Origin of the sequence: Janthinobacterium sp. PLB04 (genome assembly GCF_021165895.1) — a bacterium.
Classification (GTDB): domain Bacteria; phylum Pseudomonadota; class Gammaproteobacteria; order Burkholderiales; family Burkholderiaceae_D; genus Janthinobacterium; species Janthinobacterium lividum.
Genome location: NZ_CP088968.1, coordinates 3246362 through 3262509 on the forward strand (window position 1 = coordinate 3246362; position 16148 = coordinate 3262509).

The following is a 16148-nucleotide window of genomic DNA, read 5'->3' on the forward strand; positions in this document are numbered from 1 at the left end:
GCCCCGGTCCGCCAGCCGGCATGGTGCGGGCCGGGGTATTGCCATGAAAAAGAAAATACAATACTCAAAAATGCACAATACGAAAGATAAACGTAAGTGAAAGGGCATAGGCATGTCTTCTTTCGCGTTGCTCTTCCCGGATTGCCACGCCGATTATCCGCTGCCGGACGACTCCTTGCCTGCGCGTGTATCTGCCATACCACGATAACGAAAGCAATCTGCCGCGAATCTGATTCAATCGAAAGATAGATACTCTTTATTTGCTCAATTTAGCGATAAATTTACGTTATAACTTTCTTTTTGTTGACGATACTTATTTTTCTTTTTAAAGTAATCCCAAGAAAAGAAAATCAGCCGATACGGACTGATTTCCCGGAAGGTGCAACTGCCTGGCTGCACCGGCCGACGACCACCATAAAAATTGCATCCCCCCGACTTCGCCCTGGAGCGGGGAGGGCGCGCATAACCCTCGATATAGACGGAGAGACAGCATGCATACCACCCGACTCAAATTGCGCGACATCAGCCGCGCCGCAGCGATCGTGATCGCACTGGCGGCCGGCGTGCCAGGCCAGGCCTGGGCACAGTCGAACGCCACCAGCACCATTTTCGGTGAAGTGAGTGCGCCGGCCGGCGCCACCGTGGTGCTGGAAAACCTGGCGACGGGCGTGCAGCGCAGCCTGACGCCCGATACGTCGGGCCGCTACGTGGCCAACTCCATGCCGCCAGGCCGCTATGCGGTGCGCGTGCTGCGCGCCGGTTCGGTGGAAGCGTCGCAGGAAGTCGAAGCCCTGATCGGCGCGGGCGCGGAAGCGAACTTCGGCCCGGCCAGCGCCGCCGGCACGGTGGGCCAGGAGCAGACCGTCGTGGTGAAGGCGTCGCGCAATCCGATCGACGTGTCGAACACCAACAATGGCGTGATCTTCACGGCCAAGGAATTGAAAGCGCTGCCGGTCGGGAACGACGTCGCCTCCATCGTGCAGCTGACGCCGGGCGTGTCGCGCGGCACCAACAGCGTGTATGGCAATGCGCCATCGATCGGCGGCTCGGGCCAGTCCGAAAACGCCTTTTACGTCAACGGCTTCCCGATCACGAATATCCTGACCCAGGTGGGCGCATCGGAGCTGCCGTTCGGCGCGATCTCGAACCTGCAGGTGCTGTCGGGCGGCTATGGCTCGGAGTTTGGCCGCTCCACGGGCGGGGTGATCAACATCACCACCAAGAGTGGCGGCAACAAGGTCGAATTCGGCGGCAAGGTGTCCATCATCCCCCGTTCGCTGAAAGGCGAGCCGGAAAACACCTATTACCCGAACACGGGCGCCAATCCGAAGACGGATGGCAATCTGCTGTACTGGAACCGCGACAATGGCAGCACCAGCAAGGTGGTGGGCCTGTATGGCAGCGGCCCGCTGATCAAGAACAAACTGTTCGCCTTCGTGGCGCTGGAACAGACGAGCACGGACAGCCAGGCCGTTGCCGCCACCGCCGACTCGGGCACGGCCCTGGCGCGCGGCTGGAGCACCAGCCAGAGCAAGGTGAACCGCATGATGGCCAAGCTCGATTACAACCTGACGGACGACCATCACTTCGAATACACCAAGCTGTATGACCGCACGAAAACGGATAGCCAGGCGTATGGCTACAGCTACGCCACGCATGCGAGCAATGGCGTACAGGCGGGCAAGGGCGAGACGACGGTCAACTGCTGCGGATCATCGGCCGCGCCGGGCGCCAACATCGACATCTTCAAGTACACGGGCTACCTGACGGACAACCTGACCGTGACGGCCATGATGGGCGAATCGCGCACGTCGCACACCCGCACGCCGAATGGCTACAATCCGCTGCTGGCGCAAACGTCGTCGAATACCTCGACCCAGGTGCCTGGCCTGACGTACGCCAATCCGCAAACGGTGACGGGCACTCTGGTCGACCCATCGTCGGAAGACCGCCAGAAGGCCAAGCGTCTGGACCTCGAATACAAGCTGGGCAAGCACTCGCTGCGTGGCGGCATCGACCGCATCGACGTGGAATCGAAGGTGGGCCTGAGCCTGGCGGGCGGCTACCGCTGGAGCTATCTGAAAGCGGACGATCCGAACCGGGCCATCAACGGCGCGTTCGAGACGCCGGCACAGGGTGGCGGCTACGGTGCGCAGGGCTATTACGTCAGCAAGGACTTGAATGCCAACCTGGCGCGTCCGACCAGCGTGCAGTCGGCGCAATACATCCAGGATCACTACCAGGTCACGGAACGGGTGCTGCTGGACCTGGGCCTGCGCCGCGAGCAGTTCACCAACTACAGCACCGATGGCGTGGCCTTCATTTCGCAGCGCAACATGATCGCCCCGCGCGTGGGCGCCACCTGGGATTACCTGGGCGACGGCACCCTGAAATTCTTCGCCAACGGCGGCCGTTACCACTTGCCGGTGCCGTCGAATTTGTCGAGCAACATGGCCAGCCCCTTCCTGGCCACCAGCGAGATGTACACCTACACGGGCGTCGATCCCGTCACGGGCGCGCCGACGGGCCTGCACGCGATCAGCAAGCCGTATTCGGCCAACAACGCGTACGGCCAGAGCCGCGATGCGCGCGAAGTGACGGCCATCGGCTTGAAACCGCTGTCGCAGGATGAATTCTCGCTGGGCTTCGAACGCGCCCTGAGCAAGAAGCTGGTGGTGGGCGCCAGCGTCCTGTACCGCAAGCTGAACGACACCAACGACGACGTCTGCGATGCGCGTCCGCTGCAAGCCTGGGCCACGCGCAACAGCGTCGACACGAGCAACTGGGGCGGCTTCCAATGCGCCATCATCAACCCTGGCCGCGACAACAGCCTGATGGTGGACTTTGACGATGGCAAAGGCTTGCGCCGCGTGGATATTTCGGCGGCGGAGTGGGGCAATCCGCTGCCATCGCGCACCTACCGCGCCTTGAACCTGTTCGTCGAGCACCCGTACACGAACGGCTGGTACGGCAAGCTGACCTACACCCTGTCTGCGCTGAAGGGCAATATGGAAGGCCAGACGGACAGCATCGGCGGCGGCGACGTGGGTCTGACCGTCAGCGACGACCACAAGGAACTGATGTACAACGCCTATGGCTACCTGCCAGGCGACCATCGCCACGCGTTCAAGGCCTACGGTTTCATGCAGGTCATCCCGGACGTGATGGTCGGCGCCAACCTGTCGCTGACCTCCGGCGCGCCGCGCAACTGCATCGGCGCGCTGCCCGATAACCTGCGGTTCGAGAACGATTACGGCGATTCCTACTTCTATTGCAATGGCAAGCCGGCGCCGCGCGGTAGCCAGGGTCGCCTGCCTTGGCAAGCCCAGCTGGACATGAATCTGGCCTATACTCCCAGCGCCGTCAAGGGCCTGAGCCTGAAAGTGGACGTCTTCAATGTGTTCAACAGCCAGACCGTGACCCGCTATAACGAAACGCGCGAAGACCATGGCGCCATCGCCCGCAACTACCTGCAGGTGGCTGGCCGCACGGCGCCGCGTTCCGTGCGCTTCACGGCGGAATACACCTATTAAACTGCAGCCGGCCCGCTGCAAGGCGGGCCGGTGACGAACATTACCAATGGAAGCGAGAAGAGACCAATGACAACACAAATCAATCGACGCAATTTCCTGTCCGCCAGCGCCGCGCTGGCCGGTGGCGCCATGGCCGGCAGCGCCTTGCTGCCTGGCGACGCCAGCGCCGCCCCTGCGGCCGGCCGCGACAAGATCCGCCTGGGCCTGATCGGCACGGGCATGCGCGGCCAGGTGCTGCTGGCTGAACTGGTGCGCCGCGATGACGTGGAAGTGGTTGCGCTGTGCGATATCGAGCCGATCATGCTGAAACACGCGCTGGGCCAGGTGGCCAAAGCCGGCAAGCCCCGTCCGCGCACGTATGGCGAAGACCGCGACCAGAAAGCCTACAAGCGCATGCTGGACGCGGGCGGCCTCGATGGCGTGATCATCGCCACGCCGTGGGAATTCCACGCGCCGATGGCGATCGCCGCCATGCAGGCGAAGATACCGGTCGGTTGCGAAGTGGTGGCCGGCATTACCCTGCAAGACCACTGGGACGTCCTGAACACCCAGCTGAAAACGGGCACGCCGTACATGTTGCTGGAAAACGTATGCTACCGCCGCGACGTGATGGCTGCGCTGCAGATGGTGCGCGCGGGCCTGTTCGGCGAACTGCTGCACCTGCAGGGCGGCTACCAGCACGATCTGCGCGCCGTGAAATTCAACAGCGGCAATCCGGCCAAGCCGTATGGCGGCGGCGTGGAATTCGGCGAAAAGGGCTGGTCGGAAGCCCATTGGCGCACGCAGCACTCGGTCGAACGCAATGGCGAACTGTATCCGAGCCACGGCATCGGCCCGTGCGCCATGTACACCAACATCAACCGCGGCAACCGTTTTACGCGCATCAACGCCTTCGCCACCAAGGCGCGCGGCTTGCACGACTACATCGTCAAGCAGCCGGGCGGCGCACAGCATGCGAACGCCAAGGTCAAGTTCAAGCTGGGCGACGTGGTCACCACCACCCTGGCGTGCGAGAACGGCGAAACCATCATCCTGCAGCACGATACGAGCCTGCCGCGCCCGTACTCGCTGGGCTTCCGCGTGCAAGGCACGGACGGCCTGTGGATGGACCTGAACAATTCCATCCATATCGAGGGCGTCAGCAAGCCGCACCAGTGGGACGATTTCAAGACCTACCAGGACAAGTATGAGCACCCGGTCTGGCGCAAATATGCGGCGCAAGCGGAAGGCGCGGGCCACGGCGGCATGGACTTCTTCGTCATCCACGCCTTTGTCGAAGCGCTGAAGGCCAACGCGCCGATGCCGATCGATATCTACGATGCCGTGACGTGGAGCGCCATCACGCCGCTGTCCGAGCAGTCGATCGCCGCCAACTTCCAGACCCTGGACTTCCCGGACTTCACGGGCGGCCAGTGGAAAGCGCGCAAGCCTATCTTCGCTCTCGACGGCAAGTACTAAGCCTTCACGACCCGCTACCGCGCCTGCCGCCGTAGCGGTTTTTTTCCAGCCATCCCAGCTTTTCAAACCGCGGCGCACGCCGCAGGACTTCTTGCGCCTGTTGCACGCCGTACCACCAGGAGACGTTGATGAAACACAGAAGTTCATTACTCTACGCAGTCCTTCCCGCCATGCCATTGCTGCTGGCCGCATGCGGCGGCGCCACTGCCACCGCTACCCCCGACCTGGGCGGCACCGCCTTGCTGGCCGCCAGCGTGGCCGCGCCGGCCACCACCGCCACCGTGGAACTGGCCGGCAACGCCTTCATCACGGGCGGGAACGAGGGCGCGGTCATCGGGGAACATGGCCTGGCCGGCTGGAGCAATCCGGCTGCCGTCGCCAGCACGTATTTCCGAGTCTCCGGGGCGGGCCCGGTCCAGGTGGCGCTTGACGCCAGTCTGGCCGATGGCGGCAACAGCAACATCCGCGTGAAGATCAACGGCAAGCCCTTCGACGTGAAGCTGGCCGGCAAGGCGCGCAAGACCTATGCCGTGGGCACGGTGAACGTGGCGGCGGCCGGCTATGTGAAGGTGGACTTGCAGGGGCTGTCGCGCGTGAAGGCCACGTTCGGCGACGTCACCGCGCTGAAGGTGACGTCGAACGCCGCGCTCACGTACGCCAATGACCCAGCCAATTACTACTGGTCGCGGCGCGGCCCGTCCGTGCACATGGGCTACACGGTGCCGGCCAATACCGAGTATTTTTATAACGAGATGACGATACCCAAGGGGCAGGACGCCATCGGCTCCTATTTCATGGCCAACGGCTTTGGCCAGGGCTACATGGGCATCCAGGTGAAATCACCGAGCGAGCGCTGGATACTGTTTTCCGTGTGGGACGCCGACAATGGCGCCAAGACCACCCTGGTCAGCAAGGGTGCCGGCGTGGTCGATAACGCCTTTGGCGGCGAGGGCACGGGAGGCCAGACCTATCTGTCGTATAACTGGGCAGCCGGCACGACGTACCGCTTCATCACGCGCGCGCGGCCCGACGGTAATGGCGGCAGCGATTACTCGGCCTGGTTCTTCGCGCCCGAGACGGGCAAATGGCGCTACATCGCCACCTGGAAGCGGCCGGCCATCAGTACGTATCTGACGGGCGTGCATTCCTTCCTCGAGAACTTCATCGATACTCTGGGCTACACGGAACGCCGCGTCCAGTTTGGCAACCAGTGGGCAAGGAATGCATCGGGCACCTGGTTGGAAGTGACGGCCGGGAGGTTCACCGGCGACGCCACGGCCACGAATGCACAGCGCATGGATTACGCGGGCGGGCTGGAAAACGGCAAGTTCTACCTGCATAACGGCGGCTTCTTTGCCGATTACGTGCAAACCAGCCAGAACTTCACGCGTCCGGCCACGGGCCAGGCACCGGCTGTCGATGTGAGCGCCTTGCCGATGCAATAAGCGCTGGTTTTCAGCCCGGTCGCTTGCCCACCATCGCTTCGATGCCGCGATAGTAGGTGAGCGGCCGGCCTATCGTCACTCCCATCAATGCCGCCGCCTGGATGATGTCGTTGGTATCGCGCCGGTACACGACCAGCGCATCCATTTCGTCGCTGCCGTTGCCGTCGATCTGGATCAGGTCATAGCCGCCTTCGTCCACGGCGCGCTGTGCCAGTTCCTTGTCCAGCCACTCGAAATAGGGCAGCGCGCTACCGTCGCTGTCCTTGAGCAGCTCGTACGGGAAGTCGGGGAATGCGTCGAACATGTCCTGTATCTGTTCGTGCAGCTCATCGAGCTTGTCGCTCGACGCCATATAACCGCCCAGGTGCGAGAGCATCGCCACCGCGTAGGCTTGCGCATCGCTGTCGATCCACTCGTCGCGTGGCGCGGACGGCGCATCGGTGATGGCGGCGACGGCTTCGTCGAGTTCCTCTCCTTCCAGGTCACCGCAGGTCAGTTTGGTCAGCAGTTCAGACAAGAGCATGTTTGGCTTTCAGGGTAGGGCACGGCCAGGGGAGAGGCATGTGCAAGATGTTGCAAATACTATCATTTCTACGTGCCACGCGGCGGTTGCGCCAGCCGTGTCATGCCAGTTAGAATGCGAATCATTATTGTTTGCGTGTGAGGATTTTCCGTGCCGCCTGCCCAATCCGGCGTCCACCAGGAGGTGGGCAGCCTGTATCACGATCACCACCGCTGGCTGCAAGGCTGGCTCAGGCACAAGCTGGGCAATGCGTTTGACGCGGCCGACGTGGCGCACGACACCTTCATGCGCCTGCTCAATCGCGACGAGACCATCGCCGCGCGCGAGCCGCGTGCCTTCCTGACGACGGTGGCCAAGGGCGTGCTGGGCAATCTGTACCGCCGGCGCGACCTGGAGGCGGCCTACCTGGAAACCCTGGCCAGCCTGCCGGCGCAATGCGCGCCCGACCCGGAGGCGCAGGCGATCCTGCTCGAAGCCCTGTTCGACATCGACCGCCGCCTCGATGGCCTGGCGCCTGCCGTGCGCCGCGCCTTTCTGCTGTCGCAGCTCGACGGCATGCCGCAGGCGGCCATCGCCGCCGAGCTGCATGTCTCGCTGGCCACCGTGCAGCGCTACCTGGTCAAAGCCATGCACCAGTGCTTCTTTTCCCCGCTGGCGCCGTGATGGGTGCCTCGACGCCGGAAGCGGCCAGCTTGCAGGCTGTCGAATGGCTGGTGCGGCTGCAGGCCGGTGACGCCACGCCGGAAGTGGAGCAGGCATGGCGCGCCTGGCGCGGCAGCGACCCGGAAAACGAGCAAGCCTGGCAGCATGTGGAAGGCTGCATGGCGCGCATGCGTGCCTTGCCCGCGCCGTTGGCGCACGGCACGCTGGCCCGCAAGCCGCGGCACGCGCAAGCGAATGCGGCGCGGCGTCAGTCGCTCAAGCTGCTGGCGCTGCTGGCCGTGGGCGGCGGCGCCTGGCTGGCTGGCGGCGATGAGCAGGCGCGCTTCTGGCTGGCCGATTACCGCACGGGCACGGGCGAATTGCGCCACATCGTGCTGGCAGACGGCACGCGCATCGCCCTCAACACGGCCACCTCCATCGACGTGCGTTTCGATGCGGGCCAGCGCCTGGTGACGGTACTCAAAGGCGAGATCATGGTCACGACCGCGCACGATGCGGCTGGCCGGCCCTTTTTCGTGCGCACGGGCCAGGGCCGCTTGCAACCCGTGGGCACGCGCTTTGCCGTGCGCGTGGAAGGGGAGCGTACGCGCCTGGGCGTATTTGCGGGCGCCGTCGACATGCTGCCGGAACAAGCGCCCGATGCGGCGCGCAGGCTGCAGGCGGGCGAACAAACGACTTTCACGGCGGGCAGCGTGGGCTCCATCGAGCTTCTGCCTGCCGGCGCCGATGCGTGGACGGCCGGCATGCTGGTGGCGCACGACATGCCGCTGGCCGATTTTGTCGGCGAGCTGGCACGCTACCGCCATGGGCGCCTGGCCTGCGACCCGGCCGTCGCCCACCTGCGCGTCTCGGGCATCTATCCGCTGGCCGACACGACGCAAGTGCTGGACATGCTGACGCGTACCTTGCCCGTCGACGTGCGCCAGAGCACGCGCTTCTGGGTGAGCGTGGTGCCGCATCGGAAGCATCCATGATTATTTTCTGAAAATGTGAGGGTTTTTCGATTTTCGCGTGGCATAGCGAGTGAACCCCTCATTCACTTTCAGGAAAACAGTCCGCATGCCCAGCACAACACCTACTTACCCATCTTCCGCTTCCCGCACGTGCCGCCGCAGCGTGGCGGCGCTGGCCGTCAGCCACGCCCTGTGGCTGCTGGCCGCCGGCGGCGCATTGGCCGCCGCGCCTATTGCCCAGGCAGCCAATGGGGCGCGCATCGAACTGGCGATACCCGGCGGCACCCTGGAACAGGTGCTGGTGCGCTTCGGTCAGCAGACGGGCACCATGATCTCTTACCAGGCCGCCACCGTGGCCGGCAAGCGCAGCGCCGGACTGACGGGCAGCTACAGCATCCCTGCAGCGCTGGGCGCCATCGTCGCCGGTTCGGGCCTGCGCGCCGTGCCTCAGGCAAATGGCGGCTATGTGCTCGACGTGGCAGCTTCCGATGGCGGCCAGACCATGCCGGAGATGAAGGTCAGCGCCAGCTTTGATGCGAATGGCGCGACGGAAGGCAGCGGCTCGTATACGACGCAGACCATGCGCTCGGCCACGCGCCTGGGCCTGTCCGTGCGCGAGACGCCGCAAGCCGTCAGCGTGGTCACGCGCCAGCAGATGGATGACCAGAACCTGCAAACGGTGGAAGAGGTGCTGCAAAACGCGGCCGGCGTGGCCATCAACCGCTACGACAGCGACCGTACTTCATTCTTTGCGCGCGGCTTTTCCATCGCCAGCTACCAGTACGACGGCATTCCCACCACGGTCGACAATGCCTACAACGTGGGTGACAGCACCCTGGACATGACGGCCTACGACAGGGTCGAGATCGTGCGCGGGGCCACGGGCTTGCTCACTGGCGCCGGGGAGCCGTCGGCCACCATCAACCTGGTGCGCAAGCGCGCGTCATCGAAGCAGATGGCCGGGAATGCCGCCCTGAGCCTCGGTTCCTGGAACAATGCGCGCGCCAGCGCCGACCTCTCCACGCCATTGAGCAGCGATGGCAAGGTGCGTGGGCGCGTCGTCGCCAGCTATCAAGACAGCGAATCGTATGTGAACCTGTATCACGGCAAGAAAGCCATGGCCTATGCCACCGTGGAAGCGGACCTGGCGCCCGGCAGCGTGCTGATTGCCGGCTATGAATACCAGGACAACCGCCCGCGCGGCGGCATGTATGGCGGCTTGCCGCTGTGGTATGCGGATGGCGAACGGGCCACCTTGCCCCGTTCCGCCACCACGGCGACCACCTGGAGCCGCTGGTTCAGCACCAGCCAGACGGCTTTTCTGCGCCTGGAGCAGGACCTGGGCAAGGGCTGGAACCTGACGGCCATGCTGAATCACGGCTGGGGCAATTATTCGGCGGCCGAGCTTTTCGCCAATACCTGGCCGGACAAGGCCACGGGCCAGGGCGTGACGGGCTACACCGGGTTTTACTCGGGCACGCGGCGCCAGGATAGCGTCGACGCCTATGTGCAGGGACCGCTGCAGCTGCTGGGGCGCACGCACGACCTGGCGTTCGGCGTCTCCGGCAGCAACCAGTTCTCCAGCAACCCGGGCATCTCGGGTGGCAGCGTCGATTACGGCAATTTCCATCAATGGCAGGGCGTGACGCCGGAGCCGGACTGGAATGACCCGAATTTCTCGCGCTGGCAGCTGCTCGACACGGTGCAGCAGCGCGGCATCTACGGCACGGCGCGCTTTTCGCTGGCCGATCCCTTGAAACTGATCGTCGGCGCGCGCTACAGCCGCTACAAGGCGGACCACGTCGATGACTGGGGCGGCAGCTACGCCTATGCCAAGCATGCGGTCACGCCGTATGCGGGCCTGGTGTGGGATATCGACGCGCAGCATGCGCTGTACACCAGCTACAGCAAGATCTTCAAGCCGCAGGGCTACCAGGACCGGTTCGGCCGCTACCTCGATCCCGTGCAGGGAAAGAATCTGGAAGCGGGCGTGAAGGGCGAGTATTTCGGCGGCCGATTGAACGCGGCGCTGGCCGTGTTCCGCATCGCGCAAGATGGCCTGGCGCAGGAAGATACGGGCCATTTTGTCGGCAATTCGCTGACGCAGGCGTATTTCGCGGCATCGGGCACCACCAGCAAGGGCGTGGAGCTGGATGTGTCGGGTGAATTGGCAAAGGGCTGGAGTGTGTCGGCCAGCGTGTCGCACGCGGCGGCCAAAGACAATACCGGCGCGCGCCTGAACAGCTATGTGCCGCAGACCCTGGCGCGCGTGTTTTCCACTTGGCAGATGCCCGGCGACTGGCGCGCCCTGTCCGTGGGCGGCGGCGTGAACTGGCAGAGCGGCGCCTACCGCGACGCCACCGGGCCGACGGGTGCGCAGCGCGTGGAGCAGGGCGGCTATGCCGTGGCCAGCCTGATGGCGAAGTACGCGCTGTCGCGCCAGTTGTCGCTGCAGGCGAACGTCAATAACCTGTTCGACAAGCATTACTACAGCCAGCTTGGCATGTATAACCAGGCTTACTGGGGCGCGCCGCGCAACGCCAGCGTCACCCTGCGCTACATGTTCTGATGCATCAGAGCGGCCAGGCCTGCTTGGTGACGGCCACCGCGACGATGTAGGCGAATGCCAGCACGGCGAGCGCGAAGGCGGCGCCGCGCACGGCCGGCGTCTTGCCGCGTTTCAGGGCGATGGTGCCCAGCACGATGTAAGCCACCAGCGCACACAGCTTGGCAGCCAGCCAGGGGTGGCTGCCCGGCGACTGGCCGCTCCACACGGCCAGCGTGATGGCGCTGGCCAGCAAGGCCGTGTCGACCAGGTGCGGCAGTACCTTTACCCAGCGCTGCTGCAAGGCGGGCGAGGCGCGCAGCATCCAGGCGCCGCGCAAGAGGAAAAGAAAGCCGCTGGCGGCGGCGCATCCCATGTGGAAATGCTTGAGGCTCAGATAATCCATGCGTGATGTGGTGGGCGTTGATTGACGGTGGCGCCAGCATAGCCGCCTTTGGCGTGCCGCGCCATACGCCGTCGGGATGAGGCGCGATCAGCGGCACCATTTCACGTACACCAGCTCGGGGTCTCCCTCGTCGAGATGGTCGATCTGGCCGCTGCGCACGAAGCCCGCTCTGGCGAACAGCCGTTGCGCGGCCAGGTTGGACTGGTTCGTCGAGGTGAACAGCTTGCCTGTCTGGCACGCGGCTTCGGCGGCGGCCAGCAGGCGCAAGCCCACGCCGCGCCGCTGCTGCCCGGGAGCGACCACCACCAGCGAGACGAAGCCGTAGCCGAAGAAGTCGTCGTGCGTGAGGACATAGCCAGCGACCTGGCCAGCCCGCATGGCCACCTGGCAGTGCCCCTTGCCGACGGCGGCGCGCACGGCATCGCCCCGGCTGGCGTGCGCCTGCGCATACGCATCGCAGGCCAGCATGGCTGCCACATCGCCGGCCAGGGCCGCGCGGGTGATGATGGGGTCTGTTTCGTGCCTGTTCTGCATGCCGCTCCTTTTTCTCCAGGCGCCGAGTGTGCCAAAAATAGCTGCGTTTGTAAAACACCCGCCATCCAGGCTAGGTCCATCCTCCGCCATCTAGTCACTTTTGCCGATACGGCTATCCAGATTGCCTTTCCAGAATCACCCTGTGGCCGATAGTGCCTTTCCCCTCTGCCACGTAAGCTGGTCGGGACGGCTGGCCAGACGGCCAGTGCATTCATGGAGAAACATCGTGGCTACCCTAGATGGCACTAAGAACAACAGTAGTAACAAGGCAGTCGAACCTGGCATGCGGCGCAAGCAGGCGTCCGTGCTGATCAGCAGCACCTTCGCGTTTACCATCTGCTTTGCAGTCTGGATGATGTTTGCCGTACTGGGCATCCCCATCAAGACCAGCCTGGGCTTGACTGAAACACAATTCGGCCTGCTGGCCGCCATGCCCGTGCTGACGGGCTCCCTCGTGCGCGTGCCGCTGGGCATCTGGACGGACAAATACGGCGGACGCCGCGTCTTCTTCTGGCTGATGCTGGCCAGCGTGGTGCCGATCTACCTGATTTCCTACGCCACCGCCTACTGGCATTTTCTCGTGCTGGGCATGTTCGTCGGCCTGGCGGGCGGTTCGTTTTCCGTCGGCACGCCGTACGTGGCGCGCTGGTATGAAAAGGAGCGCCGCGGCCTGGCGATGGGCATCTTCGGCGCCGGCAATTCCGGTTCCGCGCTGACCAAGTTCGTCGCGCCCGGCATCGTCGCCGCCTTCGGCTGGCAAATGCTGCCCAAGGTATATGCGGTGGCCATGCTGGCCACGGCCATCATCTTCTGGCTGTTCTCTTACACGGACAAATCGCATCTGGCGCCATCGGGCGAGAGCTTTTCGGCGCAGATGAAGGTGCTGAAGGATCCCCGCGTGTGGCGCTACTGCCAGTACTACTCGGTGGTGTTTGGCGGTTACGTGGCGCTGGCGCTGTGGATGACGAAGTACTACGTGGCCGAATACGGCTTTGACCTGAAACACGCGGCGCTGCTGGCTGCGTGCTTCTCGCTGCCGGGCGGCGTGCTGCGCGCCGTGGGCGGCTGGATCTCCGACAAATACGGTGCGGCGAAAGTCACCTGGGCCGTGATGTGGGTGTGCTGGGTGTGCTTCTTCCTGCTGTCGTATCCGCAAACGCAGATGGTCGTGGAAACCGTCACGGGTCCGCTGGCTTTCCATATCGGCCTGTCGCCGCTGTGGTTCACCGTGCTGCTGTTCATCGTCGGCATCGCCATGGCCGTGGGCAAGGCGTCCGTCTTCAAGTTCATCGGCGATGATTTTTCCGACAATATCGGCGCCGTCTCGGGCGTGGTCGGCCTGGCCGGCGGCCTGGGAGGCTTCATCCTGCCCGTGATGTTCGGCGCCCTGGTGGACTTTACCGGCGTGCGTTCGAGCTCCTTCATGCTCCTGTACGGCACCGTCTGCGTTTCCCTCGTCTGGATGCATTTCTCGTTCAAGCCGCTGCGCGCGGCCACTATCAATCAACCTGCAGGAGCTAAAGCATGAGCCGCTACATGATCAATACGTGGGAGCCGGAAACCCCGAGCTTCTGGCAAAACACGGGCAAGGCCACGGCCGCGCGCAATCTGTGGATCTCGATTCCCGCGCTGCTGCTGGCATTCGCCGTGTGGATGGTGTGGAGCGTGGTGGTGGTCAACCTGCCCAACATCGGTTTTACCTACAGTAACAACCAGCTGTTCTGGCTGACGGCCTTGCCGGGCCTGTCCGGCGCCACCTTGCGCATCTTTTATTCGTTCATGGTGCCGATCTTCGGCGGCCGCCGCTGGACGGCCATTTCCACTGGCTCGCTCCTGATTCCCGCCATCGGTATCGGCCTGGCCGTGCAGGATGTGAACACGGGCTATCCGACCATGCTGATCCTGGCGCTGCTGTGCGGCTTCGGCGGCGGCAATTTCGCCTCGTCGATGGCCAATATCAGCTTTTTCTATCCCAAGGCGAGCAAGGGTTTCGCGCTGGGCATGAATGCGGGCCTGGGCAACCTGGGCGTGTCGGTGGTGCAGTTCGTCGTGCCGCTGGTGATCACCTTTGCCGTCTTCGGCGCCTGGGGCGGCGATTCGCTCACCTGGGTGAAAAATGGCGTGAGCAAGGACATGTGGCTGCAAAACGCGGGCTTCATCTGGGTGCCGTTCATCGCCTTGAGTACCTTGCTGGCCTGGTTCGGCATGAATGACCTGGCGTCGGCGAAGGCTTCGTTTTCCGAACAGGCCGTGATCTTCAAGCGCAAGCACAACTGGCTCATGTGCTGGCTGTACACGGGTACCTTCGGCTCCTTCATCGGTTATTCGGCCGCCTTTCCGCTGCTGATCAAGATCCAGTTCCCCGACGTGAATCCGCTCGATTATGCCTTCCTCGGCCCCCTGGTCGGTGCGCTGGCGCGCGTGGCCGGCGGCGTGATTTCCGATAAATTGGGCGGCGCCCGCGTCACCCTGTGGTCGTTCCTGCTGATGATCGGCGCCGTGCTGGGCGTGCTGTACTTCATGCCGCAAGCGGGCGTGGGTGGCAGCTTCAATGGTTTCTTCTGGATGTTCATGCTGCTGTTCGCCGGCACGGGCGTCGGCAATGCGTCGACCTTCCGCATGATCCCCGTGATCTTCCTGACGGAGCACCAGCGCGCGGCCGCCGGCAAGGGCAAGGCCGAGCAGGAGCAAGCCATCGTCGACGCCAACAAGGAAGGCGCGGCCGTCCTGGGCTTTACGTCGGCCGTGGCCGCGTATGGCGCCTTCTTCATCCCGAAAAGCTATGGCACATCGATTGCGCTGACGGGCAGCCCCGACGCGGCCTTGTGGTGCTTCATCGGCTTTTATGTGAGCTGCATCGCCATCACCTGGTGGTGCTATGCGCGCAAGAATGCGCCGATGCCTTGCTAGTTGGCGTCAGAACGCCTGGCAAGTCCTGCTTGCCGGGCGCTGTATAAAGTATTCGAGGTAGTCATGGAAGAACTGGAAAAATTTGTCAACGGCTTCAGCCTGTTTCAGCAGCAGTATTTCAGCGAGCCGCAAACCTTGTACGACAGCCTGCGCGACGGGCAGCGGCCTTCGACCTTGCTGATCGGCTGCTGCGATTCGCGCGTCGATCCCATGCTGCTGACGGGCAGCGACCCGGGCGACATGTTCGTCGTGCGCAATATCGCCAACCTGGTGCCACCGTGTACCCCGGACGCGCCGCCCGGCGTCAGCTCGGCCATCGAGTTCGCCGTCTGCAAGCTGGAAGTGGCCAGGGTCATCGTGCTCGGACATGCGCGCTGCGGCGGCATCCGCGCGCTGCTGGAACCGCAGCCGCGCGCGGAAGGCCAGGAAACGGACTTTGTGGGACAGTGGATGCGCATCGCCGAACCGGTGGCGCAAAGGGTGCGGCGCGAGCTGGCGCACCGCTCGTCGGCGGAACAGCACCACGCGTGCGAGCTGGCCAGCATCCTGCAGTCGCTGGACAACCTGCTCACCTACCCGTGGCTGAAGCGGCGGGTGGAGCAGGGGGTGTTGAAACTGCATGGATGGTATTTCGACATCGACAGCGGGGCCCTGATGGCATATTCGGCGCGCCAGCAGCAGTTTTTGCCGCTGGTCTGCCCGATCGAACGGGCGCGTCATCTGCACGAGCGCCCTTGGCCGGATTCAGCTAAAACGTAACAAATCCCCGCTGCGGTCAAACGCCAGCAGGCTGTCGATGCGGCCTTGCTCGATGGCCGTCACCATGGCGCGCAGGGGCGCCTCGCATTCCTGCGCCGCGGGCGGCTGGCCGTCCTGGCCCGCCAGTCCCGCCACGAAGACCACGTCCCAGTGCGTCTGCATCTGTTTCGACTCCTCTTTCAATGTCTCGAAGCTGTCCAGTTCCTCGGGCAGCTTGTCGGCGCACATCACGGGCGTGAGGGACTTGCCCTGGCCGCCAGGCTGGGCCTGCGCCTGGGTAAAGGTGAACAGCAGGCGTTGCGGCTGCTCCTGGTTGCGGGCGCTGCGCAGCAGGCTGGCGTAATCGGTAATCGGCATGGTGCTCTTTCTCTGTGTTGAACGATGACGACAGGTATACCGCAGCGCCGCCTTGCCGCCCA

The 16148-nt window shown here is 64.0% G+C and carries 13 protein-coding genes; 9 read left to right on the plus strand and 4 right to left on the minus strand.

The window, feature by feature from the left end:
* Window positions 1-491 precede the first annotated feature (491 nt).
* From LSO07_RS14385 to LSO07_RS14395, 3 genes are all read left to right on the plus strand, one after another.
* Window positions 492-3533, plus strand: a complete 3042-nt coding sequence (locus tag LSO07_RS14385; RefSeq protein ID WP_099393474.1) for a TonB-dependent receptor — start codon at window positions 492-494, stop codon at window positions 3531-3533.
* Between the two features lie 66 nt (window positions 3534-3599).
* Window positions 3600-4991: a Gfo/Idh/MocA family protein gene (locus LSO07_RS14390; protein WP_208672401.1), complete on the plus strand. Its 1392-nt coding sequence runs from the start codon at window positions 3600-3602 to the stop codon at window positions 4989-4991.
* Window positions 4992-5119: 128 nt separating this feature from the next.
* The gene (locus LSO07_RS14395) at window positions 5120-6436 is read left to right on the plus strand and encodes a DUF3472 domain-containing protein (RefSeq protein ID WP_225317305.1); all 1317 of its coding nucleotides are present in this window, start codon (window positions 5120-5122) and stop codon (window positions 6434-6436) included.
* A 10-nt stretch (window positions 6437-6446) separates the two neighbouring features.
* Here the strand turns inward: LSO07_RS14395 and LSO07_RS14400 are convergent, their stop codons facing one another.
* Window positions 6447-6959 (minus strand): hypothetical protein, encoded by a 513-nt coding sequence (locus tag LSO07_RS14400; RefSeq protein ID WP_151094926.1) that lies wholly within the window; start codon window positions 6957-6959, stop codon window positions 6447-6449.
* A gap of 150 nt (window positions 6960-7109) precedes the next feature.
* Between LSO07_RS14400 and LSO07_RS14405 the strand changes: the two genes are divergently transcribed.
* The 3 genes from LSO07_RS14405 to LSO07_RS14415 all read left to right on the plus strand — a co-directional run bounded on the left by LSO07_RS14405 (window position 7110) and on the right by LSO07_RS14415 (window position 11144).
* On the plus strand, window positions 7110-7622 hold the full coding sequence (locus LSO07_RS14405) for a sigma-70 family RNA polymerase sigma factor (protein ID WP_151094928.1): 513 nt from the start codon (window positions 7110-7112) through the stop codon (window positions 7620-7622).
* On the plus strand, window positions 7622-8596 hold the full coding sequence (locus tag LSO07_RS14410; RefSeq protein WP_151094930.1) for a FecR domain-containing protein: 975 nt from the start codon (window positions 7622-7624) through the stop codon (window positions 8594-8596). The genes LSO07_RS14405 and LSO07_RS14410 overlap by 1 nt, the downstream gene beginning before the upstream one ends.
* 85 nt (window positions 8597-8681) lie before the next feature.
* A complete protein-coding gene (locus tag LSO07_RS14415) occupies window positions 8682-11144 on the plus strand; it encodes a TonB-dependent siderophore receptor (protein WP_151094932.1) in 2463 nt (820 codons plus the stop codon).
* Between the two features lie 4 nt (window positions 11145-11148).
* Here the strand turns inward: LSO07_RS14415 and LSO07_RS14420 are convergent, their stop codons facing one another.
* On the minus strand, window positions 11149-11526 hold the full coding sequence (locus LSO07_RS14420) for a SirB2 family protein (RefSeq protein ID WP_151094934.1): 378 nt from the start codon (window positions 11524-11526) through the stop codon (window positions 11149-11151).
* A gap of 87 nt (window positions 11527-11613) precedes the next feature.
* Complete coding sequence (locus LSO07_RS14425; RefSeq protein ID WP_151094936.1) at window positions 11614-12060, minus strand: GNAT family N-acetyltransferase; 447 nt, start codon at window positions 12058-12060, stop codon at window positions 11614-11616.
* Between the two features lie 283 nt (window positions 12061-12343).
* Here LSO07_RS14425 and LSO07_RS14430 point away from each other — a divergent pair, with 283 nt between their 5' ends.
* The 3 genes from LSO07_RS14430 (at window position 12344) to LSO07_RS14440 (ending at window position 15729) form a co-directional block, all read left to right on the plus strand.
* Entirely contained in the window at window positions 12344-13588 is a 1245-nt protein-coding gene (locus LSO07_RS14430) for an MFS transporter (RefSeq protein ID WP_034781620.1), read from the plus strand.
* Window positions 13585-14970, plus strand: coding sequence for a NarK family nitrate/nitrite MFS transporter (locus LSO07_RS14435; RefSeq protein WP_034781619.1), 1386 nt, complete (start codon window positions 13585-13587; stop codon window positions 14968-14970). The genes LSO07_RS14430 and LSO07_RS14435 overlap by 4 nt, the downstream gene beginning before the upstream one ends.
* A gap of 63 nt (window positions 14971-15033) precedes the next feature.
* Window positions 15034-15729, plus strand: coding sequence for a carbonic anhydrase (locus LSO07_RS14440; RefSeq protein ID WP_034781617.1), 696 nt, complete (start codon window positions 15034-15036; stop codon window positions 15727-15729).
* Here LSO07_RS14440 and LSO07_RS14445 read toward each other — a convergent pair.
* A complete protein-coding gene (locus tag LSO07_RS14445) occupies window positions 15715-16086 on the minus strand; it encodes a hypothetical protein (protein WP_034781616.1) in 372 nt (123 codons plus the stop codon). The two genes, LSO07_RS14440 and LSO07_RS14445, sit on opposite strands and share 15 nt — an antisense overlap.
* Between the last annotated feature and the right edge of the window lie 62 nt (window positions 16087-16148).